The 14,706-nt window shown below is 66.9% G+C and carries 14 protein-coding genes and 1 pseudogene; 13 read left to right on the top strand and 2 right to left on the bottom strand.

Annotated elements, in window-relative coordinates; all coding sequences use genetic code 11:
• Nucleotides 1–56: 56 nt before the first annotated feature.
• A complete protein-coding gene (rtcR, locus tag ACX40Y_RS00075; protein ID WP_459117493.1) occupies nt 57–1,655 on the bottom strand; it encodes an RNA repair transcriptional activator RtcR in 1,599 nt (532 codons plus the stop codon).
• 269 nt (nt 1,656–1,924) lie between these two features.
• On the opposite strand from rtcR, the gene ACX40Y_RS00070 reads away from it, so the two are divergent.
• The 13 genes from ACX40Y_RS00070 to speD all read left to right on the top strand — a co-directional run bounded on the left by ACX40Y_RS00070 (nt 1,925) and on the right by speD (nt 14,173).
• Entirely contained in the window at nt 1,925–3,472 is a 1,548-nt protein-coding gene (locus ACX40Y_RS00070) for a vWA domain-containing protein (protein WP_459117492.1), read from the top strand.
• Nucleotides 3,473–3,900: 428 nt separating this feature from the next.
• A complete protein-coding gene (locus tag ACX40Y_RS00065) occupies nt 3,901–5,124 on the top strand; it encodes an RtcB family protein (protein ID WP_459117491.1) in 1,224 nt (407 codons plus the stop codon).
• Nucleotides 5,125–5,161: 37 nt separating this feature from the next.
• Complete coding sequence (locus tag ACX40Y_RS00060) at nt 5,162–5,605, top strand: hypothetical protein (protein WP_459117490.1); 444 nt, start codon at nt 5,162–5,164, stop codon at nt 5,603–5,605.
• The gene (locus ACX40Y_RS00055) at nt 5,602–6,408 is read left to right on the top strand and encodes a nucleotidyltransferase domain-containing protein (RefSeq protein ID WP_459117489.1); all 807 of its coding nucleotides are present in this window, start codon (nt 5,602–5,604) and stop codon (nt 6,406–6,408) included. Before ACX40Y_RS00060 ends, ACX40Y_RS00055 begins: the two co-directional genes overlap by 4 nt.
• Nucleotides 6,405–7,421 (top strand): RNA 3'-terminal phosphate cyclase, encoded by a 1,017-nt coding sequence (gene rtcA, locus ACX40Y_RS00050; RefSeq protein WP_459117488.1) that lies wholly within the window; start codon nt 6,405–6,407, stop codon nt 7,419–7,421. Before ACX40Y_RS00055 ends, rtcA begins: the two co-directional genes overlap by 4 nt.
• 68 nt (nt 7,422–7,489) lie before the next feature.
• Entirely contained in the window at nt 7,490–8,299 is an 810-nt protein-coding gene (locus ACX40Y_RS00045; RefSeq protein WP_459117487.1) for an SPFH domain-containing protein, read from the top strand.
• 7 nt (nt 8,300–8,306) lie between these two features.
• Nucleotides 8,307–8,981 (top strand): DUF4178 domain-containing protein, encoded by a 675-nt coding sequence (locus tag ACX40Y_RS00040; protein WP_459117486.1) that lies wholly within the window; start codon nt 8,307–8,309, stop codon nt 8,979–8,981.
• Nucleotides 8,982–9,048: 67 nt separating this feature from the next.
• Nucleotides 9,049–10,290 carry a DUF4178 domain-containing protein gene (locus tag ACX40Y_RS00035; RefSeq protein WP_459117485.1) on the top strand — a complete coding sequence of 414 codons (1,242 nt, stop codon included), beginning with the start codon at nt 9,049–9,051 and terminating at the stop codon, nt 10,288–10,290.
• Nucleotides 10,290–10,472, top strand: coding sequence for a hypothetical protein (locus ACX40Y_RS00030; RefSeq protein ID WP_459117484.1), 183 nt, complete (start codon nt 10,290–10,292; stop codon nt 10,470–10,472). Before ACX40Y_RS00035 ends, ACX40Y_RS00030 begins: the two co-directional genes overlap by 1 nt.
• A gap of 10 nt (nt 10,473–10,482) precedes the next feature.
• On the top strand, nt 10,483–10,695 hold the full coding sequence (locus tag ACX40Y_RS00025; RefSeq protein WP_459117483.1) for a DUF350 domain-containing protein: 213 nt from the start codon (nt 10,483–10,485) through the stop codon (nt 10,693–10,695).
• Entirely contained in the window at nt 10,688–12,235 is a 1,548-nt protein-coding gene (locus ACX40Y_RS00020; protein WP_459117482.1) for a polyamine aminopropyltransferase, read from the top strand. The genes ACX40Y_RS00025 and ACX40Y_RS00020 overlap by 8 nt, the downstream gene beginning before the upstream one ends.
• Nucleotides 12,225–13,835 (top strand): flavin monoamine oxidase family protein, encoded by a 1,611-nt coding sequence (locus ACX40Y_RS00015; protein WP_459117481.1) that lies wholly within the window; start codon nt 12,225–12,227, stop codon nt 13,833–13,835. The genes ACX40Y_RS00020 and ACX40Y_RS00015 overlap by 11 nt, the downstream gene beginning before the upstream one ends.
• Entirely contained in the window at nt 13,832–14,173 is a 342-nt protein-coding gene (gene speD / locus ACX40Y_RS00010; protein WP_459117480.1) for an adenosylmethionine decarboxylase, read from the top strand. The genes ACX40Y_RS00015 and speD overlap by 4 nt, the downstream gene beginning before the upstream one ends.
• Nucleotides 14,174–14,505: 332 nt before the next feature.
• Here speD and ACX40Y_RS00005 read toward each other — a convergent pair.
• Nucleotides 14,506–14,706: pseudogene (locus ACX40Y_RS00005) on the bottom strand (integrase); the annotation flags it as partial.

Genomic DNA, 14,706 nt, shown 5'->3' with positions numbered 1-14,706 from the left:
TCGCACTGACCTGCGCCCGCGAAGAACTTGCCTATTGTTCCAATCTCAAGCTGGTGTCAGCCTTCGGTAAGGGATGACCAATCCAGTGCGAAGCGGGCCAGATATTTCCGTAGCCGATCGGCATCGTTGGCGGAGGTCCTGCGCGTGCGAGATACAGCGAACAGCGTGCGCCCGGCCTCGGAGAGCGAGCGGCTGCTGCGGCAGGTATCCACGACTGCGGCGAGTTGCACCCGGTCGAAAGGATCAATCTCTGCCAGTGCCTCGGGCGCCAGCACGTCTGTCAGAACGTCGCTTTCATGCTGCCGCTGCCCGGACCACAGCCGTTCCAGCCGGCAGACCTCCGCGTCGACGCAATCGGCATCGATCCGCCCTTTGGAACTGAGCGTTGCCATTCGGCTTACGCTTGCGGTAAGGTCGCGGAAATTGCCCGGCCAGCGGGCGTCGGGGCTGGTGGCGAAGGTTAGGTAGCGGTGGCGGGCTTCCTTGTTGAAGTTCACCCTAGTGCCCCCGCGCTCGGCGTGGCGATCGAGTTCATAATCGAGATTGGGTTCGATATCCTCGCGGCGTTCGGCGAGGCCGGGCAGCTGGAAGGTCCACAGGTTGAGCCGCGCATAGAGATCGTCGCGGAAGGCGCCTGCGGCCACGGCGCGGCCGAGATCGCGGTTGGTGCCGGCGATCAGCTGGAAATCGGACGCCGCTTCCTTGTCCGAGCCGACGGGCAGGAAGCGCTTGTCCTCGATCGCGCGCAGGATCATCGCCTGCTCGTCCGCGCCGAGTTCGCCGATCTCGTCCAGAAAAAGCATGCCCTTGTCGGCGGCGCGCAGCAGCCCCGGCCGATCGGCGACCGCGCCGGTGAAGGCGCCCTTTCGATGCCCGAACAGCGTCGACATTGCCCCGTCGCCCTTTAGCGTCGCGCAATTCACCTCGACGAACGGCCCGGCAATCTGGTGCTTCAGCCGTTTCAGTTCGTAGATGCGCCGCGCCAGCTGGCTCTTGCCCGCGCCGGTGGGACCGGTGAGCAGGATCGGCGCCCTGGAGCGCAGCGCCACCTGCTCGATCTCGTCGATCATCCGGTTGAAGGCGGGATTGCGCGTCTCGATGCCCGATTTGAGGAACGACGTGCTCTCCTGCGCCGCGACGGCAAAGCGCGTGGCGATGCTGTCATAGCGCGACAGGTCGAGATCGATCACCGTCCAGCGACCCGGCGCGCCGCCATCCTCGGCGCGCTTGGCGGGCTGGGTCTGGAGCAGGCGGCCCGGCAGATAGCGTGCCTCGGTTAGCAGAAAGAGGCAGATCTGGGCGACGTGCGTGCCGGTGGTGATGTGGACCAGATAATCCTCTGCCTCGGGGTCGAACGGCTCGGCGCGCGCGAAGTCGAGCAGCTTCCCGTACACCTCCTCGAAATCCCACGGATCCCGGAAGTCGAGCACGCGCAAATCGATCTTCGTTTCGGGCGACACCGAAACCACATCCTCCGCGACATATTCCGCGAGCCGGCGGTGCTGCGAGCCGTGGATCAGGATCAGCCGGTCGATCCGCAGGTCCTCGTGCATGGCCAGCGCGACAGTGGGTCGCCACTTGCTCCAGCGGGAGGGGCCGAACTTGCTCGCATCCAGCGTGGAGCCGAGAAAGCCAATGACGGTGAGGGGTTTCATGCTTATCCTGTAGGATAAAAAACGATCCATAGCGATCATATTTTCGGGAGGTCGCGCCATCCGCAAACGCATGGTGCAGCAGGCGGATCGGAAAATAATTGCTAAAAACAATATCTTAAAAGGTTTTCGCTTTTTCGCCCCCAAACTTGGCACGCCTTCTGCAGAGTAGCTGGCATCGGATCGGGCGCTTCCTGGATCCGATGGCGCGGAAGAACGGGGCGGCCGGAATGGGCCGGTCGCCCCCGGATCCGCAGAAAGGATTGAGGGCAATGGCAAACAAGGGTCTTTTCGCTTCGGCGATCGCGAAGCTGCTTCCGGCGGCCGATACGCGCAATCACGAAGCCGCCCCGGCCTATGCCTACGGGCCGCAGGCGAAGCTGGCGCAGTTGGCCGCTACCGGCACCTTGAACGAGACGTTCTACGCCTCTGCCGAGGCGCAGCTATCGGACGTGATCGCCGCTGCCCAGGCCTGCGATCCGGCGTTCGTCGCCAAGGCTGCGGCCTATGCCCGCACCAGCGGCGCGATGAAGGACATGCCGGCGCTGCTCGCGGCTTATCTGACGGTCGCCGAGCCGGACCTGGCGGTGCGGGTTTTCGGGCGCGTGATCGACAATGGCCGGATGCTGCGCAGCTATGTGCAGATCCTGCGCTCCGGCCAGGTCGGACGGACCTCGCTCGGCTCGCGGCCCAAGCGGCTGGTGCAGGGCTGGCTGGAACGTGCCTCGATCCGCGACCTGATGGCTGCGGCGACGGGCAGGGACCCCAGCCTGGCGGACATCGTCAAGATGGTGCACCCCAAGCCGGCCGATGCCGAGCGGCGCGCCTTTTATGGCTGGCTGATCGGCAAGCCGTACGACGTAAGCGCCCTGCCGGCCGAGATCGCCGCGTTCGAGGCGTGGAAGGCGGATCGTTCCCGGCCGCTGCCGCCGGTGCCGTTCGAATGGCTGACCGCCTTCGAACTGACCGCGGCGCAGTGGGCGGAGCTTGCCGGCGCGATGGGCTGGCAGGCGCTGCGGATGAACCTCAACACGCTGGCGCGCAACGGCGCGTTCGACGTGGAAGGGGTGACGGGGCGCGTGGCCGAACGGCTGCGCGATCCCGCCGCGATCGCCCGGGTGAAGCCGATGCCGTACCAGCTCCAGATGGCGCTGGCGGCGGCGGACGAGACCGTGCCGCTCACCGTGCAGGCCGCGCTGGAGGATGCGCTCGAGCAATCGCTGGCCCGCGTGCCGGCGGTGGCGGGCCGGGTGGTCGTCTGCCCCGACGTGTCGGGGTCGATGTCGTCGCCGGCGACCGGGGTCCGCAAGGGCGCTTCGTCGAAGGTGCGGTGCATCGATATCGCGGCGCTGGTCGCGGCGGCGATGCTGCGGACCAACCGCGATGCCCGGGTGTTGCCGTTCGAACAGGGCGTGGTGAAGCTCAAGCTCGATCCCAAGGCGCGGGTCGCGGTAAATGCCGCGAAGCTCGCCGCGGTGGGCGGGGGCGGCACCAACGTCTCGGCACCGCTCGCCTTGCTGAACATGCTGGGCGAGAAGGTCGATCTGGTCGTGATCGTCTCGGACAACGAGTCCTGGGTCGATGCGACGCGGAGTGGTGCCACGGCGACGCTGCGCGAATGGGATCGGCTGAAGCAGCGCTGCACGACGGCCAAGCTCGTCTGCGTCGACATCGCGCCGTACGGCACGACGCAGGCGCAGAGCCGGGCGGATATCCTCAACATCGGGGGCTTCTCCGATGCGGTGTTCGACGGGATCGCACGCTTCGCCACCGGCGAGACGCGCGACTGGGTGAGCATCGTCGAGGCAGTGGAGGTGTAAGGAACAGGGTCGTGGCGAATGCTGGCGGGACTACATGTCACCCAAGGAGGCCCGACGAGGAAAGCGCCCGCGCAAGCGGGAGATGCGGGTTCGAACCCCGCCGCCGACACGTAGCTTAAGGGCCGCGTCTCGCCGCTCTCGTCGCCACGACCCCTACGAACAGCACGGCGAATGCCGGGAAGGACTACATTCTCCATGCGGAGGTCGCGGGTTCAATTCCCGCCTGTGCCGAAAGGTGCAGTAGCTCAGTGGATAGAGCACCGGCCCTTCGGGGCAGTCTTTTCCAATCCTCGTCGCCGTGGACGACAACCAAGCTGGCAAATGCCGGCGGGACTACATTGGGTACAGGAGGTTCGAATCCTCCCCGGAGCAATCCGGATGTCTCGCCATCCCTCGTTGCCAGCACCGAAAGAACCAAGGAGGTCAGCATGACCACGACCTATGACTATCAGCATGTCGAAGGCGGCGTGCCGATCAAGATGTGGACGCGCGGCGTGCCGGTGGAAGACGGCGCCCGCGCCCAGCTCACCCGCGCGGCGCAGATGCCGTTCGTGTTCAAACATGTGGCGGCGATGCCCGACGTGCATGTCGGCATCGGCGCGACCGTCGGCTCGGTGATCCCGACCAAGGGCGCGGTGATCCCGGCGGCGGTGGGCGTCGATATCGGCTGCGGCATGATGGCCGCGCGCACCTCGCTGATGGCCAGCGACCTGCCCGACAATCTGGAGGGCATCCGTTCGGCGATCGAGCAGGCGGTGCCGCACGGCCGTTCGGTCGGGCGGGGGCAGCGCGATCATGGCTCGTGGGGGGCGCCGCCGCCGGCGATCGTCGAGGCCTGGGCGACGCTCGCGGCCCGCTTCCAGCGCATTACCGACAAATATCCACGGCTGAAGAACACCAACAATGTCAACCATCTTGGGACGCTCGGCACGGGCAATCACTTCATCGAGCTGTGCCTGGACGAGGAACAGCGGGTGTGGGTGATGCTGCATTCGGGCTCGCGCGGCGTGGGCAACGCGATCGGCACCTTCTTCATCGAGCTGGCGAAGCAGGACATGCGCAAATGGCACATCAACCTGCCCGATCAGGACCTTGCCTATTTCCCGGAAGGGACCGATCATTTCGACGATTATGTCGAGGCGGTCGGCTGGGCGCAGGACTATGCCGCGCTCAACCGGCGGATGATGATGGCCAACGTCATCGCCGCCCTGCGCGGGCAGATCGCCAAGCCGTTCGACGGCGAGGTGGAGGCGGTGAACTGCCACCACAATTATGTGACGCGCGAGAACCATTTCGGCGAGAATGTGCTGGTCACCCGCAAGGGGGCGGTGCGTGCGGCCAAGGGCGTGCTGGGGATCATCCCGGGTTCGATGGGCGCGAAATCGTTCATCGTGCGCGGGCTGGGCAACCCGGACTCGTTCGACAGCTGCAGCCACGGCGCAGGGCGCGTGATGTCGCGCACCGCAGCCAAGAAGCTGGTGACGCTCGACGAGCATATCGCCGACACGGCGGGCGTCGCCTGCCGCAAGGACGAAGGCGTAATCGACGAGACGCCCAAGGCCTATAAGCCGATCGAAGCCGTGATGGCCGCCCAGGCCGATCTGGTGGAGATCGTGCACACGTTGAAGCAGGTGGTGTGCGTGAAGGGGTGACCCTTTGCGCGCACCGCCCATTCTCCCGGGAGGCAGTATGACGTTGGACACCGTCGCCTGGCGGCAGGCTGGCCGCCTCTATATCTGGCGCTATGCCCCCCTTCATCGCAGGCGGCGCGGCTGGCACTTTCATGCGGATTCTGCCGCTTGCCAGTCTCTTGTGGGACTGATCGACTGCATGATCGGGCAAGGCGAGCCCCGGCACCGCACGATGCTTCTGGAAAGGGTGACGCCGGAGATTTGGGGGATACCCAACTTCGGCTCTCCCAACGCGGATCGATTCGCGCGGCTGAGGATCGAATATCGGCCCGACCAGGAAACGCTGGAAATCGAGCCGGCCGAGGACAGGCTGGTTCTGACGCTGGGCGCGAAGCGTGCCCCGGTATTGCGGGGCGCGTTCATCGATCGGATGCTCGGGCAGTGGGATTTCGGGATAGCGCCGACCGATGAGCGCCGTGGCGACCCCTGGATGTTCTGGTGAAAGAAGCAAAGATGCAGGTTGACGGGCAAATTGCTGCAGAGGTGCGGCACGAGATCGAAACGCGCCTTGCCGCCATCGAGGCACGCGAGGGCGTGCGCCTGCTGCTTGCGATCGAATCCGGATCGCGTGCGTGGGGATTCCCCTCGCCGGACAGCGATTACGACGTGCGGTTCCTCTATCTGCGGCCGCGCGACTGGTATCTCTCGCTGGCGCCGGGCCGCGACGTGATCGAGACGCCGATCGTCGACGAGATCGACCTCAACGGCTGGGACATCCGCAAGGCGCTGGGGCTGCTGCTCAAGTCGAACGCTACGGTGAGCGAGTGGATCGAATCGCCGATCCGCTATCGGCCCGACGATCCTTTCGTGGCGCAGCTTGCGGGGGTGGCGGACGATCTGCTCAACCCGCGCGCGCTCGCCCATCATTATGCGAGCGCCGGTCGGCAGGCGGCGGAGCGCTGGCTGGACGGCGACGAGGCGGTGCCGGTGAAGAAATATTTCTACGCGCTGCGCCCGGCGCTCACCATCCGCGCGCTCCGCGTGAGTCCGAACGCGCGACCGCCCATGAACCTGCAGGCGCTGGTGGCAGTGAGCGATCTGCCGGCGTCGCTGGCAGATCAGATCGCCATGCTGGTCGAGGCCAAGGCGCGCACCAACGAACGGGCGAACGGCACGCGGCTGCCCGAGCTCGACACGCTGATCCGCAGCGAACTCGACCGAGCAGGCGAATTGCCGGTTCGCGCCCGGCGCGACGATTTCGTCGGCCGCGCGAACGCACTTTTTCTGGAAATGGCAAACACATGATCCTTATCGACGGTTCGGAAGGCGAGGGCGGCGGGCAGGTGGTGCGCAATGCGTGCGCGCTGTCGCTCGTCACCGGCCAGCCCTTCCGCATCACCCATGCACGCGGCAAGCGCGAGAAGCCGGGGCTGATGCGCCAGCACGTCACCGCGATCGAGGCGGCGTGCACGATTGGCGGCGCGACCTGCGAGGGCGTGGCGGTGGGTGCGTCCGAGTTCAGTTTCACGCCGGGCAAGGTCGTGCCGGGCGAGTATCGTTTTGCGGTCGGCACCGCCGGCAGCACCGGGCTGGTGCTCCAGACTTTGCTGATGCCGCTGCTGCTGGCGAACGGGCCGTCGCGGCTCGTGCTGGAAGGCGGCACGCACAACATGCTGGCGCCGCCGTTCGAGTTCGTCGCCAAGGCGTTCGTGCCGGTGCTGCAGCGGATGGGCGCGCAGATCGAATTGCGGCTGGTGCGACACGGCTTCTACCCGCGCGGCGGCGGCCGGATCGAGGTCGACATCCAGCCGAGTGCGCTGACGCCGATCGATTGCCTCGATCGCGGCGCGCTCCGCTCGGTTTCCGCGACCGCGCTGTTCGCGGCGCTGCCGTTCAATATCGCCGAACGCGAACTCGCGACGGCGCGGCGGTTTCTGCCGGAATGGCCCGAGGAGGCGTTCGCCGTCCGCGAGCTTCCCGACGAGCAGGGGCCGGGCAACGTGCTGCTGCTGGAGGCCGAGTTCCAGCATGGGACCGAGATCGTCAGCGGCTTCGGGCGGCTGGGAGTCTCGGCGGAATCACTCGCCAAGACGGCGGCGCATCGGATGGCGGGCTTCCTCGCGTCGGAGGCGTTCGCCGGGCCCTATCTCGCGGACCAACTGCTGCTGCCGTTTGCGCTTGCGGGTGGCGGCAGCTTCACGACGGTCAAGCCGAGCCAGCACGCCCTGACCGCGTGCGACATCATCGCGCGATTTACCGGACGGCGGTGGACGTTCGAGCAACAGGCAGATGGCTGCCATCTGGCGGCCTTGGGCTGAGGGGTCGGCGACTTTCTTGTGTCGCTGCGAGCGCTTCGCCTATAGCGTTGCTACGGGGGAGGCAGTGCATGGGCCTGTTCGGGTTTCTGTCGAAGCAGTTCGTCGACGTGATCGACTGGGTCGACGAACCCGGGACGCTTGCCGCGCGCCATCCCATGCAGGGGCGCGAGATCCAGACCGGCGCGCAGCTGACGGTGCGCGACGGGCAGGTCGCGCTCTTCTACCGCGAGGGCCAGCTCGCCGACGCCTTCCATCCTGGCCTGCACAGGCTGGAGACCGGCAATTTGCCGGTGCTCAGCGCGCTGCTCAACTGGGACAAGGGCTTCGCGTCGCCGTTCAAGGCGGACGTGGTGTTCTTCAGCCAGAAGGAGCAGACGGGGCTGAAATGGGGCACGGCGCAGCCGATCACGGTGCGCGATCCGGAGTTCGGCCCGGTGCGGGTGCGGGCCTTCGGCAGCTACAGCTTCCGCATCGAGCAGGTGCCCGCCTTCGCCGTGAAGCTGATGGGATCGCTCCAGCGCGTGACCGTCGCCGATATCGAGCCGCAGCTGCGCGCGGCGATCGCCACCGCGATGGCGTCCGCGATCGGTTCGGGGGAACTTGCCTTCGTCGATCTCGCGGGCAATCAGGCGGCCTTGTCCGAGCGGCTCAAGGCGGCGGTGGACCCCGCCTTTGCGCAATGGGGGCTGGCCTGCACCAGCTTCTACATCGAGAGCCTGTCGCTGCCCGAAGCGGTGCAGGCGGCGGTCGACCAGGCCAGCGCGCCGGCCGACGCCAGCGCGCAGATCGAGAAGCTCCACCGGCTCCTGACGATCGGCGCGATCACGCAGGCGGAGTTCGATGCCAAGAAGGCCGAACTGCTCGGCCGCATCCGCTGACCCGTCGATGAGCCTGCATCTGCCTTGCCCCAATTGCGGTGCGGACGTGGTGTTCCGCTCGCCGGCGCTGCCCAGCCGGGTGTGCGACACCTGCCACACCATGCTGGTGCGCAGCGATGCGGGCCTTGCCGAGTTCGGTATCGCCGCCGCGCTGCCGTTCGACGTTAGCCCGGTGCAGATCGGCATGCGCGGCACCGACGCGGGGCAAGCGTTCGAAGTGATCGGCCGGGTGCGCTGGAGCTGGACGGACGGTGCCTGGAACGAATGGCTGCTGCTGTTCGCAGACAACAGCACGGCGTGGCTGGGCGAGGCGATGGGCCAATTCATGCTGCTGCGCGAAAGTCCCTTCGGCGAGGTCCGCTCGAAGGCGCTGCGCGCCATCGCCAGTGGCGAGCGCGCGCAGATCGGCCAGAAGGTGGAATTGTTCGGCCGCAAGCTCGTCATTACCGACGCGCGCCAGGCGCTCTGCATCACCGCCGAGGGCGAACTGCCCTTCGTCGCGCCGAGCGGCTGGCAGGTCTACAATGTCGATCTGCGCGGGGCCGACGGCGAATGCGTCAGCCTCCAGCGCGACGGCAAGACGACGAGCTTCTATCAGGGCCGATATGTGATGCTCGCCGAACTCGCGCCGCGCGGTCTGCGTGCGATCGAAGGATGGGCGCTGCCCGATTATGCAGCCTGAAGCGCCTCTTTCCCCGCCGCCCGCACCGGCGGTGCGCGCGCTGTCCTGCCCGAATTGCGAGGGGGCGGTGGAACTGCGTGCGGCCGGCTATACCGTGCACGTCGGCTGCCAATATTGCGGCTCGATTCTCGACACCACCAATGGGCTGGTGAAGCTGGTTACCCAGGCGCATGCCGCGCAGGTGACGCCGGATATCCCGCTCGGCACGCGCGGCACGTTGTTCGGGGTGGAATGGGAGGCGATCGGCTATCTCCAGCGATCGCAGAACGGCGCCTATGGTTGGGACGAATATCTACTGTTCAATCCCTATCACGGCTATCGCTGGCTGGTGCATGCACGCGGCGGCTGGAGCTTCGGCACGATGCTCACGCGCGTGCCGATGCGGTTGACCTACGACACCTATTCGTTGGGCGGTGCGCCCTATACCCGCTTCTTCGCGAGCGAGGCGCAGGTGGATCGTGTCGCAGGAGAGTTCTACTGGCGCGTCGCGGTCGGCGAACGGGCGAAGACCGGCGATTGGGTGCGCCCGGGCTTCATGCTCTCCCGCGAGGCCAATGACCATGAGGAGAGCTGGACGCTCAACCAGTGGGTGCCGACAAGGACCATGACCGCCGCGTTCGGCGTCGCGCCCGCCGGCAAGCTGTGGCCGCCGCTGCCGCACCAGCCTTCCCCTTGGGGCGCATGGCTGCGGAGCGGTGCGGCAATCGGCGGTATCGCGCTTGCATTCCTGCTGTTCGTGTCGATCCTGCTCGGTGCAACTCGCTGGGTCACCTCTGCGGTGCTGCCGGTGGCGGTAGACGGCCGCGAGCAGACCGGGACGGTCGGCCCGGTCCACCTTACCGGGCGCTACCAGCGAGTGCGTGTCCGCGCCACGGTGCCGCGGCTTGAGAATGGCTGGGTCGACCTCGATTACAGTCTGGTCGATCGCCGAAATCAGCGGGTATATGCTGCGTCCGGTGTGGCCGAACGCTACGAAGGCGTCGATTCCGATGGTTCGTGGAGCGAAGGCACGCGAGATTCGGATGTGTCGATAGCCGGCGTCCCTGCTGGCGACTATGATCTCGTGGTCGATTATAAAGGCAATCGTTGGAGCCAGAGCGGCACCGCCTATCCAGATGGCGGATGGATGGAGCCGACCAACAATCCGCAGATCGTAGTCGAGCTGGGCACCGCGGCCCTTTACGCCTCAAATGTGTGGATTGCGGCCCTGCTGATCGCGCTGCCGTGGGTGGTCGGGCTGTTGCTGCACCTTCGCTTCGACAAGGCGCGCCGCGAAGAAAGCGATTTCGTGGGGAGGGGGGCCGTTTGATGGATCGACGCAGCTTTCTCTACGCGCTCTGGTCGATGGGAGTCCTCGGCCTGTTCCTGGCGGCGGCAGTCTATGGCTGGTCGCCGCTCGCCGAAGGCGGGCGCAGCAAGGACGAGCGGGCCTACAGCAGCAGCGGCCATGGCGGGGGCCATGCCGTGTTCTACGGACCGCATCACAAATAGGAGGACGCACATGGTCACTACTCTTCCGGCGCTGCTCGCGACGCTGCTCTATGCCGTGGTCGGCATCCTCGTCTTCGTGGTCGGCTTCGTCGTGCTCGACTTGCTGACCCCGGGGAAGCTGTGGGAGGAGATCCGCGACAAGCAGAATGTCGCCGTCGCGATCTTTTCCGGCGCGATTGCGATCGGGCTCGCGATCATCGTTGCCGCCGCCATCCATGGCTGAAGGCGATCCCGCGCATCCGAAATCCCGCGTGTCGGCACCCGCCGCTGCGCTGCTTGCCTCTGCCTTCGTCGTCTCCACCTGCGGGCTGATCTACGAGCTTCTCGCCAGCACGCTGGCCAGCTATCTGCTCGGCGACAGCGTTACCCAGTTCTCCACCGTGATCGGCACCTATCTGTTCGCGATGGGGCTGGGCAGCTGGTGCTCGCGCTATGTGACCCGCGACGAGCTGCGACTGTTCATCCGCGTCGAGCTGCTGATCGCGGTGCTGGGCGGTGCCTCCGCCGCGGCGCTGTTCGTGCTGTTCCCGCTGGTAGAGCATTTCCGGGTGGCGCTGTACGGACTGGTGCTTGGCATCGGCTTCCTCGTCGGGCTCGAGATCCCGCTGCTGATCCGCATCCTGCGCGGCTTCGACTTCCGCGAAACCGTGTCGAACGTGCTGACCTTCGATTATGTCGGCGCGCTGGTCGCCAGCCTGTTGTTCCCGTTGCTGCTAATGCCGCACCTGGGGATGATCCGCACCGGCTTCCTGTTCGGTATCCTCAACGCCGGCGTGGCGCTGGCGGTGCTGCTCGCGTTGCCGCGGGCGAACCGGTATCGTAGCGAGACCGTCTCGGCCGTGCTCGTGCTGCTGGCGCTCGCGGCGGGTTTCGCCGCGTCGGACCGTCTCCAGCGCTGGGCGGAAGTGGCGAGCTATGGCGAGCCGGTGATCTACGCGGTCAGCACCAAGTACCAGCGCATCGTACTGACCCGTCGCGAGGACGATCTGCGGCTGTACCTCAACGGCAACCTGCAATTTTCCTCGCGCGACGAGTATCGCTATCACGAGGCGCTGGTGCAGCCGGTGCTGGGGCGGGTGGCGAACCCGCGCAACGTGCTGATCTTCGGCGGCGGCGACGGGCTCGCCGCGCGCGAGGTGCTGCGACACCCCGAGGTGCGGCACCTTACGCTGGTCGATCTCGATGACGAGATGACCGGCCTGTTCTCCAAGACGGCGATGCTCACCGCACTCAACAAGGGCGCGCTGACAGATTCCCGCATCACCGTGATCAATGCCGACGGCTTTCGCTGGGCGCGGGAAGCGGCCGCGACGCGGGCCGGATCGTTCGACGCGATCATCGTCGATTTCCCCGATCCGGTCGATTACTCGGTGGGCAAGCTCTACACCGAGACCTTCTACCGCGCCGCGCGGCGGCTGCTGGCGCCAACCGGCGCGATGGTGGTGCAGAGCACCTCGCCGCTCGTCGCCCCGATGGCCTATTGGACGGTGGCAACCACGCTGGAGGCCGCCGGGCTGAAGACGCGCGGCTACCATGTCTATGTCCCCAGCTTCGGCGAGTGGGGCTTCGTGCTTGCCGCCGCGCGCCCGATCCCGATGGCGGCGCGGATTCCGGCTGGCGGGCGATTCCTGACGCCCGCGGGCGACGCCGCGCTGTTCGACTTTCCGCCGGACATGGCGCGCCGCCCGACGCCGGTGAACCGGCTCGACAACCAGGTGCTGGTCCGCGAGTTCGCCGATGCCTGGAGCCGCTATGAAGGCTGACCGGCGGATGGTGCTGGGGCTGGGGGCAGGGGCGGTTGCGCTCGCCGGCGGCGGCCTGGCAGTGGCGCTGGACCATGGCACGCCGCTGCCGCCGGGCGGGCTGGGCGGCGCCGATCTCGCGCGTGGGCATCGCCTGCGCGACGGCGGCTTCCCGGCACCCAGCCGCTTCGAGGAGGCCGACCTGGTGATCGCCGGCGGCGGCATCGCGGGCCTGTCCGCCGGCTGGCGGTTGCACGATGCCGGTTTTACCCGGTTTCGCCTGCTCGAGCTGGAGGATCAGGTGGGCGGCAATGCGCGTGGCGGCAGCAACGCCGTGTCCGCCTATCCGCTGGGCGCGCACTACCTGCCGGTGCCAAATCGCGAAGCCAAGGCGGTACAGCATCTGCTCCGCCAGCTGGGCATCCTGGTCGGCGAACGCGACGGCGTGCCGGTCTATGATCCCGAGCAGCTCTGCGCCGATCTGCAGGAACGGCTGTTCTGGCAGGGGCGCTGGCAGGAGGGGCTGGTGCCGCGCACCGGCCTGAGCCCCAAGGACCGCGCCGACCTCGCCGCGTTCGAGAAGACGATGGCCGCCTATTCGGCGCGGATCGGCAGCGACGGCAAGCCGGCCTTCGCGGTGCCGCGCGCCTATAGCTCGCGCGACCCCGACTTGATCGCGCTGGACGCCATCGATTTCGCCAGCTGGCTGGACCGGCAGGGATGGCGCTCGCCGGTGCTGCGCGCCCATGTCCGCTATGCGATGCGCGACGATTACGGCACCGAGCCGCACGAGGTCTCCGCCTGGGCAGGCGTGCATTATTTCGCCGGAAGACGCGGCTGGACCGTGGACGGCGCCGGTGACAACGAATTGACCTGGCCCGAAGGCAATGCCCGGCTGGCGCGCGGGCTGGCGGGTTTTTTCCCGGATCGCATTGCCCGCGGCCACATTGTTCATCATGTCGCGCAGGCGGGGGAAACGGTGCTGGTGGACAGTTTTGACGTCGCCGCCGGCGCGACGGTGCGGACCCGTGCCCGCGCTGCCATTCTCGCCATGCCGCACTTTGTCGCTGCGCGGATCTGCCCTGCGGTAGCAAGTGACAAGGCGTTGACCTACGCGCCGTGGCTGATCGCGAACGTCACCGTCGATCGTCTGCCCGGCGGGCGCGGGGTACCGCTCGCCTGGGACAATGTGTCGAGCACGAGCGATTCCCTCGGCTATGTGGTTGCCACCCACCAGACCCCCGACGCGCATCCGACCGCGACGGTGCTCACCTGGTACCTGCCACTGTCGGACATGCCGCCGCCTTTGGCGCGGCGCCTGCTGCTGGAGCGCCCGGCGGACGAATGGAAGCAGATGGTGCGCGACGACCTGCTCGCCATGCACCCGGAGCTCGACGATGCGATCCGCAGCATCGATCTTTGGCGCTGGGGGCACGCGATGGCCCGGCCAACCCCGGGCTTTCTGGCGCGTGGCGCTGCCGCCATGCCGAAACCACCGCTGTTCCTCGCCCATTCGGACCTGAGCGGCCTCTCGCTGTTCGAGGAAGCGCACTACCAGGGCGTGGCCGCAGCCGAGGCTGCGTTGGGGCTGTTCGGGCATCCATATGAGAGCCTGTTGTGATCGGCCAGCATCTCATCGCCGATCTCGCGGAAGCCACCCGGCTCACCGATGCGGCGCATGTCGAAGCCTGCCTGGTTGCAGCGGCAGCGGCTGCGGGCGCGACGCTGCTCGAAGTCCGGCTGCACAGCTTTGGGGCGGGGCAGGGCGTCACCGGCGTGGCGCTGCTGGCCGAATCGCACATCTCGATCCACACTTGGCCGGAATATGGCACCGCCTGCGTGGACATCTTCCTGTGCGCGGCGACCCATGATCTTCAGGCCGGGCTCGACGCGATCGTGCTGCGGCTGGGCGCCACGGTCCAGCGCTGCACGGTGATGGAGCGAACGTTTCAGCGATAGATGGTTCGCCAGCAAGGCGGAGACCGAGCACATCTCCGCGTGGAGGTCCTACGCTATTCGCACGGTGAAGGGGCGAGTACGGGAGCCATGCTGCGGCTACGGCCCTGCCAGCTCAGGCGTCGGGCGCTGATCGCCAGGCTGGTGACCAGTTTGGTGATGCAGTGCTGGCGGCGGTATGCCTAGATATGATTTCGGTGCCCACGGCGATTCAGCTGTCTCGCGCTGAAAGAACGCAAATCAGCCAGCTTGCCGATATGGCGCACTCGACGGGATTCGAACCTGTGGCCTCTGCTTTCGGAGTGATACGGCCGTTTTACCTCGACGAGAAAAGGCTAGGCGGGTTTCGGCCTTCTGGCGTTCCCACTCGTTTTCAAGTCTCGAAGCTCCGCCAGGAGCGCAAGCACCTGCTTGGAGAGGGGAACGCGATGTGGGCGGCCCATCTTCATCTTCTCGCCGGGGATGGTCCAGACCTTCGCTGAAGTGTCGAACTCTGCCCACTCAGCAGCGCGCAGTTCGCCCGGACGCACAAAGAT

The organism is Sphingomonas sp. RS6, assembly GCF_054489705.1.
Note: the sequence above shows the minus strand (reverse complement) of the source record. Positions and strands in the feature narration are given on the sequence as shown.

What these genes read in the sequence shown, in the direction of transcription:
- ACX40Y_RS00060 (WP_459117490.1), top strand. Translation starts at nt 5,162, where the DNA reads ATGACGTTGGACACCGTCGCCTGGCGGCAGGCTGGCCGCCTCTATATC.
- ACX40Y_RS00025 (WP_459117483.1), top strand. Translation starts at nt 10,483, where the DNA reads ATGGTCACTACTCTTCCGGCGCTGCTCGCGACGCTGCTCTATGCCGTG.
- ACX40Y_RS00015 (WP_459117481.1), top strand. Translation starts at nt 12,225, where the DNA reads ATGAAGGCTGACCGGCGGATGGTGCTGGGGCTGGGGGCAGGGGCGGTT.
- ACX40Y_RS00070 (WP_459117492.1), top strand. Translation starts at nt 1,925, where the DNA reads ATGGCAAACAAGGGTCTTTTCGCTTCGGCGATCGCGAAGCTGCTTCCG.
- rtcR (WP_459117493.1), bottom strand. Translation starts at nt 1,655, where the DNA reads ATGAAACCCCTCACCGTCATTGGCTTTCTCGGCTCCACGCTGGATGCG.
- ACX40Y_RS00020 (WP_459117482.1), top strand. Translation starts at nt 10,688, where the DNA reads ATGGCTGAAGGCGATCCCGCGCATCCGAAATCCCGCGTGTCGGCACCC.
- ACX40Y_RS00040 (WP_459117486.1), top strand. Translation starts at nt 8,307, where the DNA reads ATGAGCCTGCATCTGCCTTGCCCCAATTGCGGTGCGGACGTGGTGTTC.
- ACX40Y_RS00045 (WP_459117487.1), top strand. Translation starts at nt 7,490, where the DNA reads ATGGGCCTGTTCGGGTTTCTGTCGAAGCAGTTCGTCGACGTGATCGAC.
- ACX40Y_RS00030 (WP_459117484.1), top strand. Translation starts at nt 10,290, where the DNA reads ATGGATCGACGCAGCTTTCTCTACGCGCTCTGGTCGATGGGAGTCCTC.
- ACX40Y_RS00065 (WP_459117491.1), top strand. Translation starts at nt 3,901, where the DNA reads ATGACCACGACCTATGACTATCAGCATGTCGAAGGCGGCGTGCCGATC.
- rtcA (WP_459117488.1), top strand. Translation starts at nt 6,405, where the DNA reads ATGATCCTTATCGACGGTTCGGAAGGCGAGGGCGGCGGGCAGGTGGTG.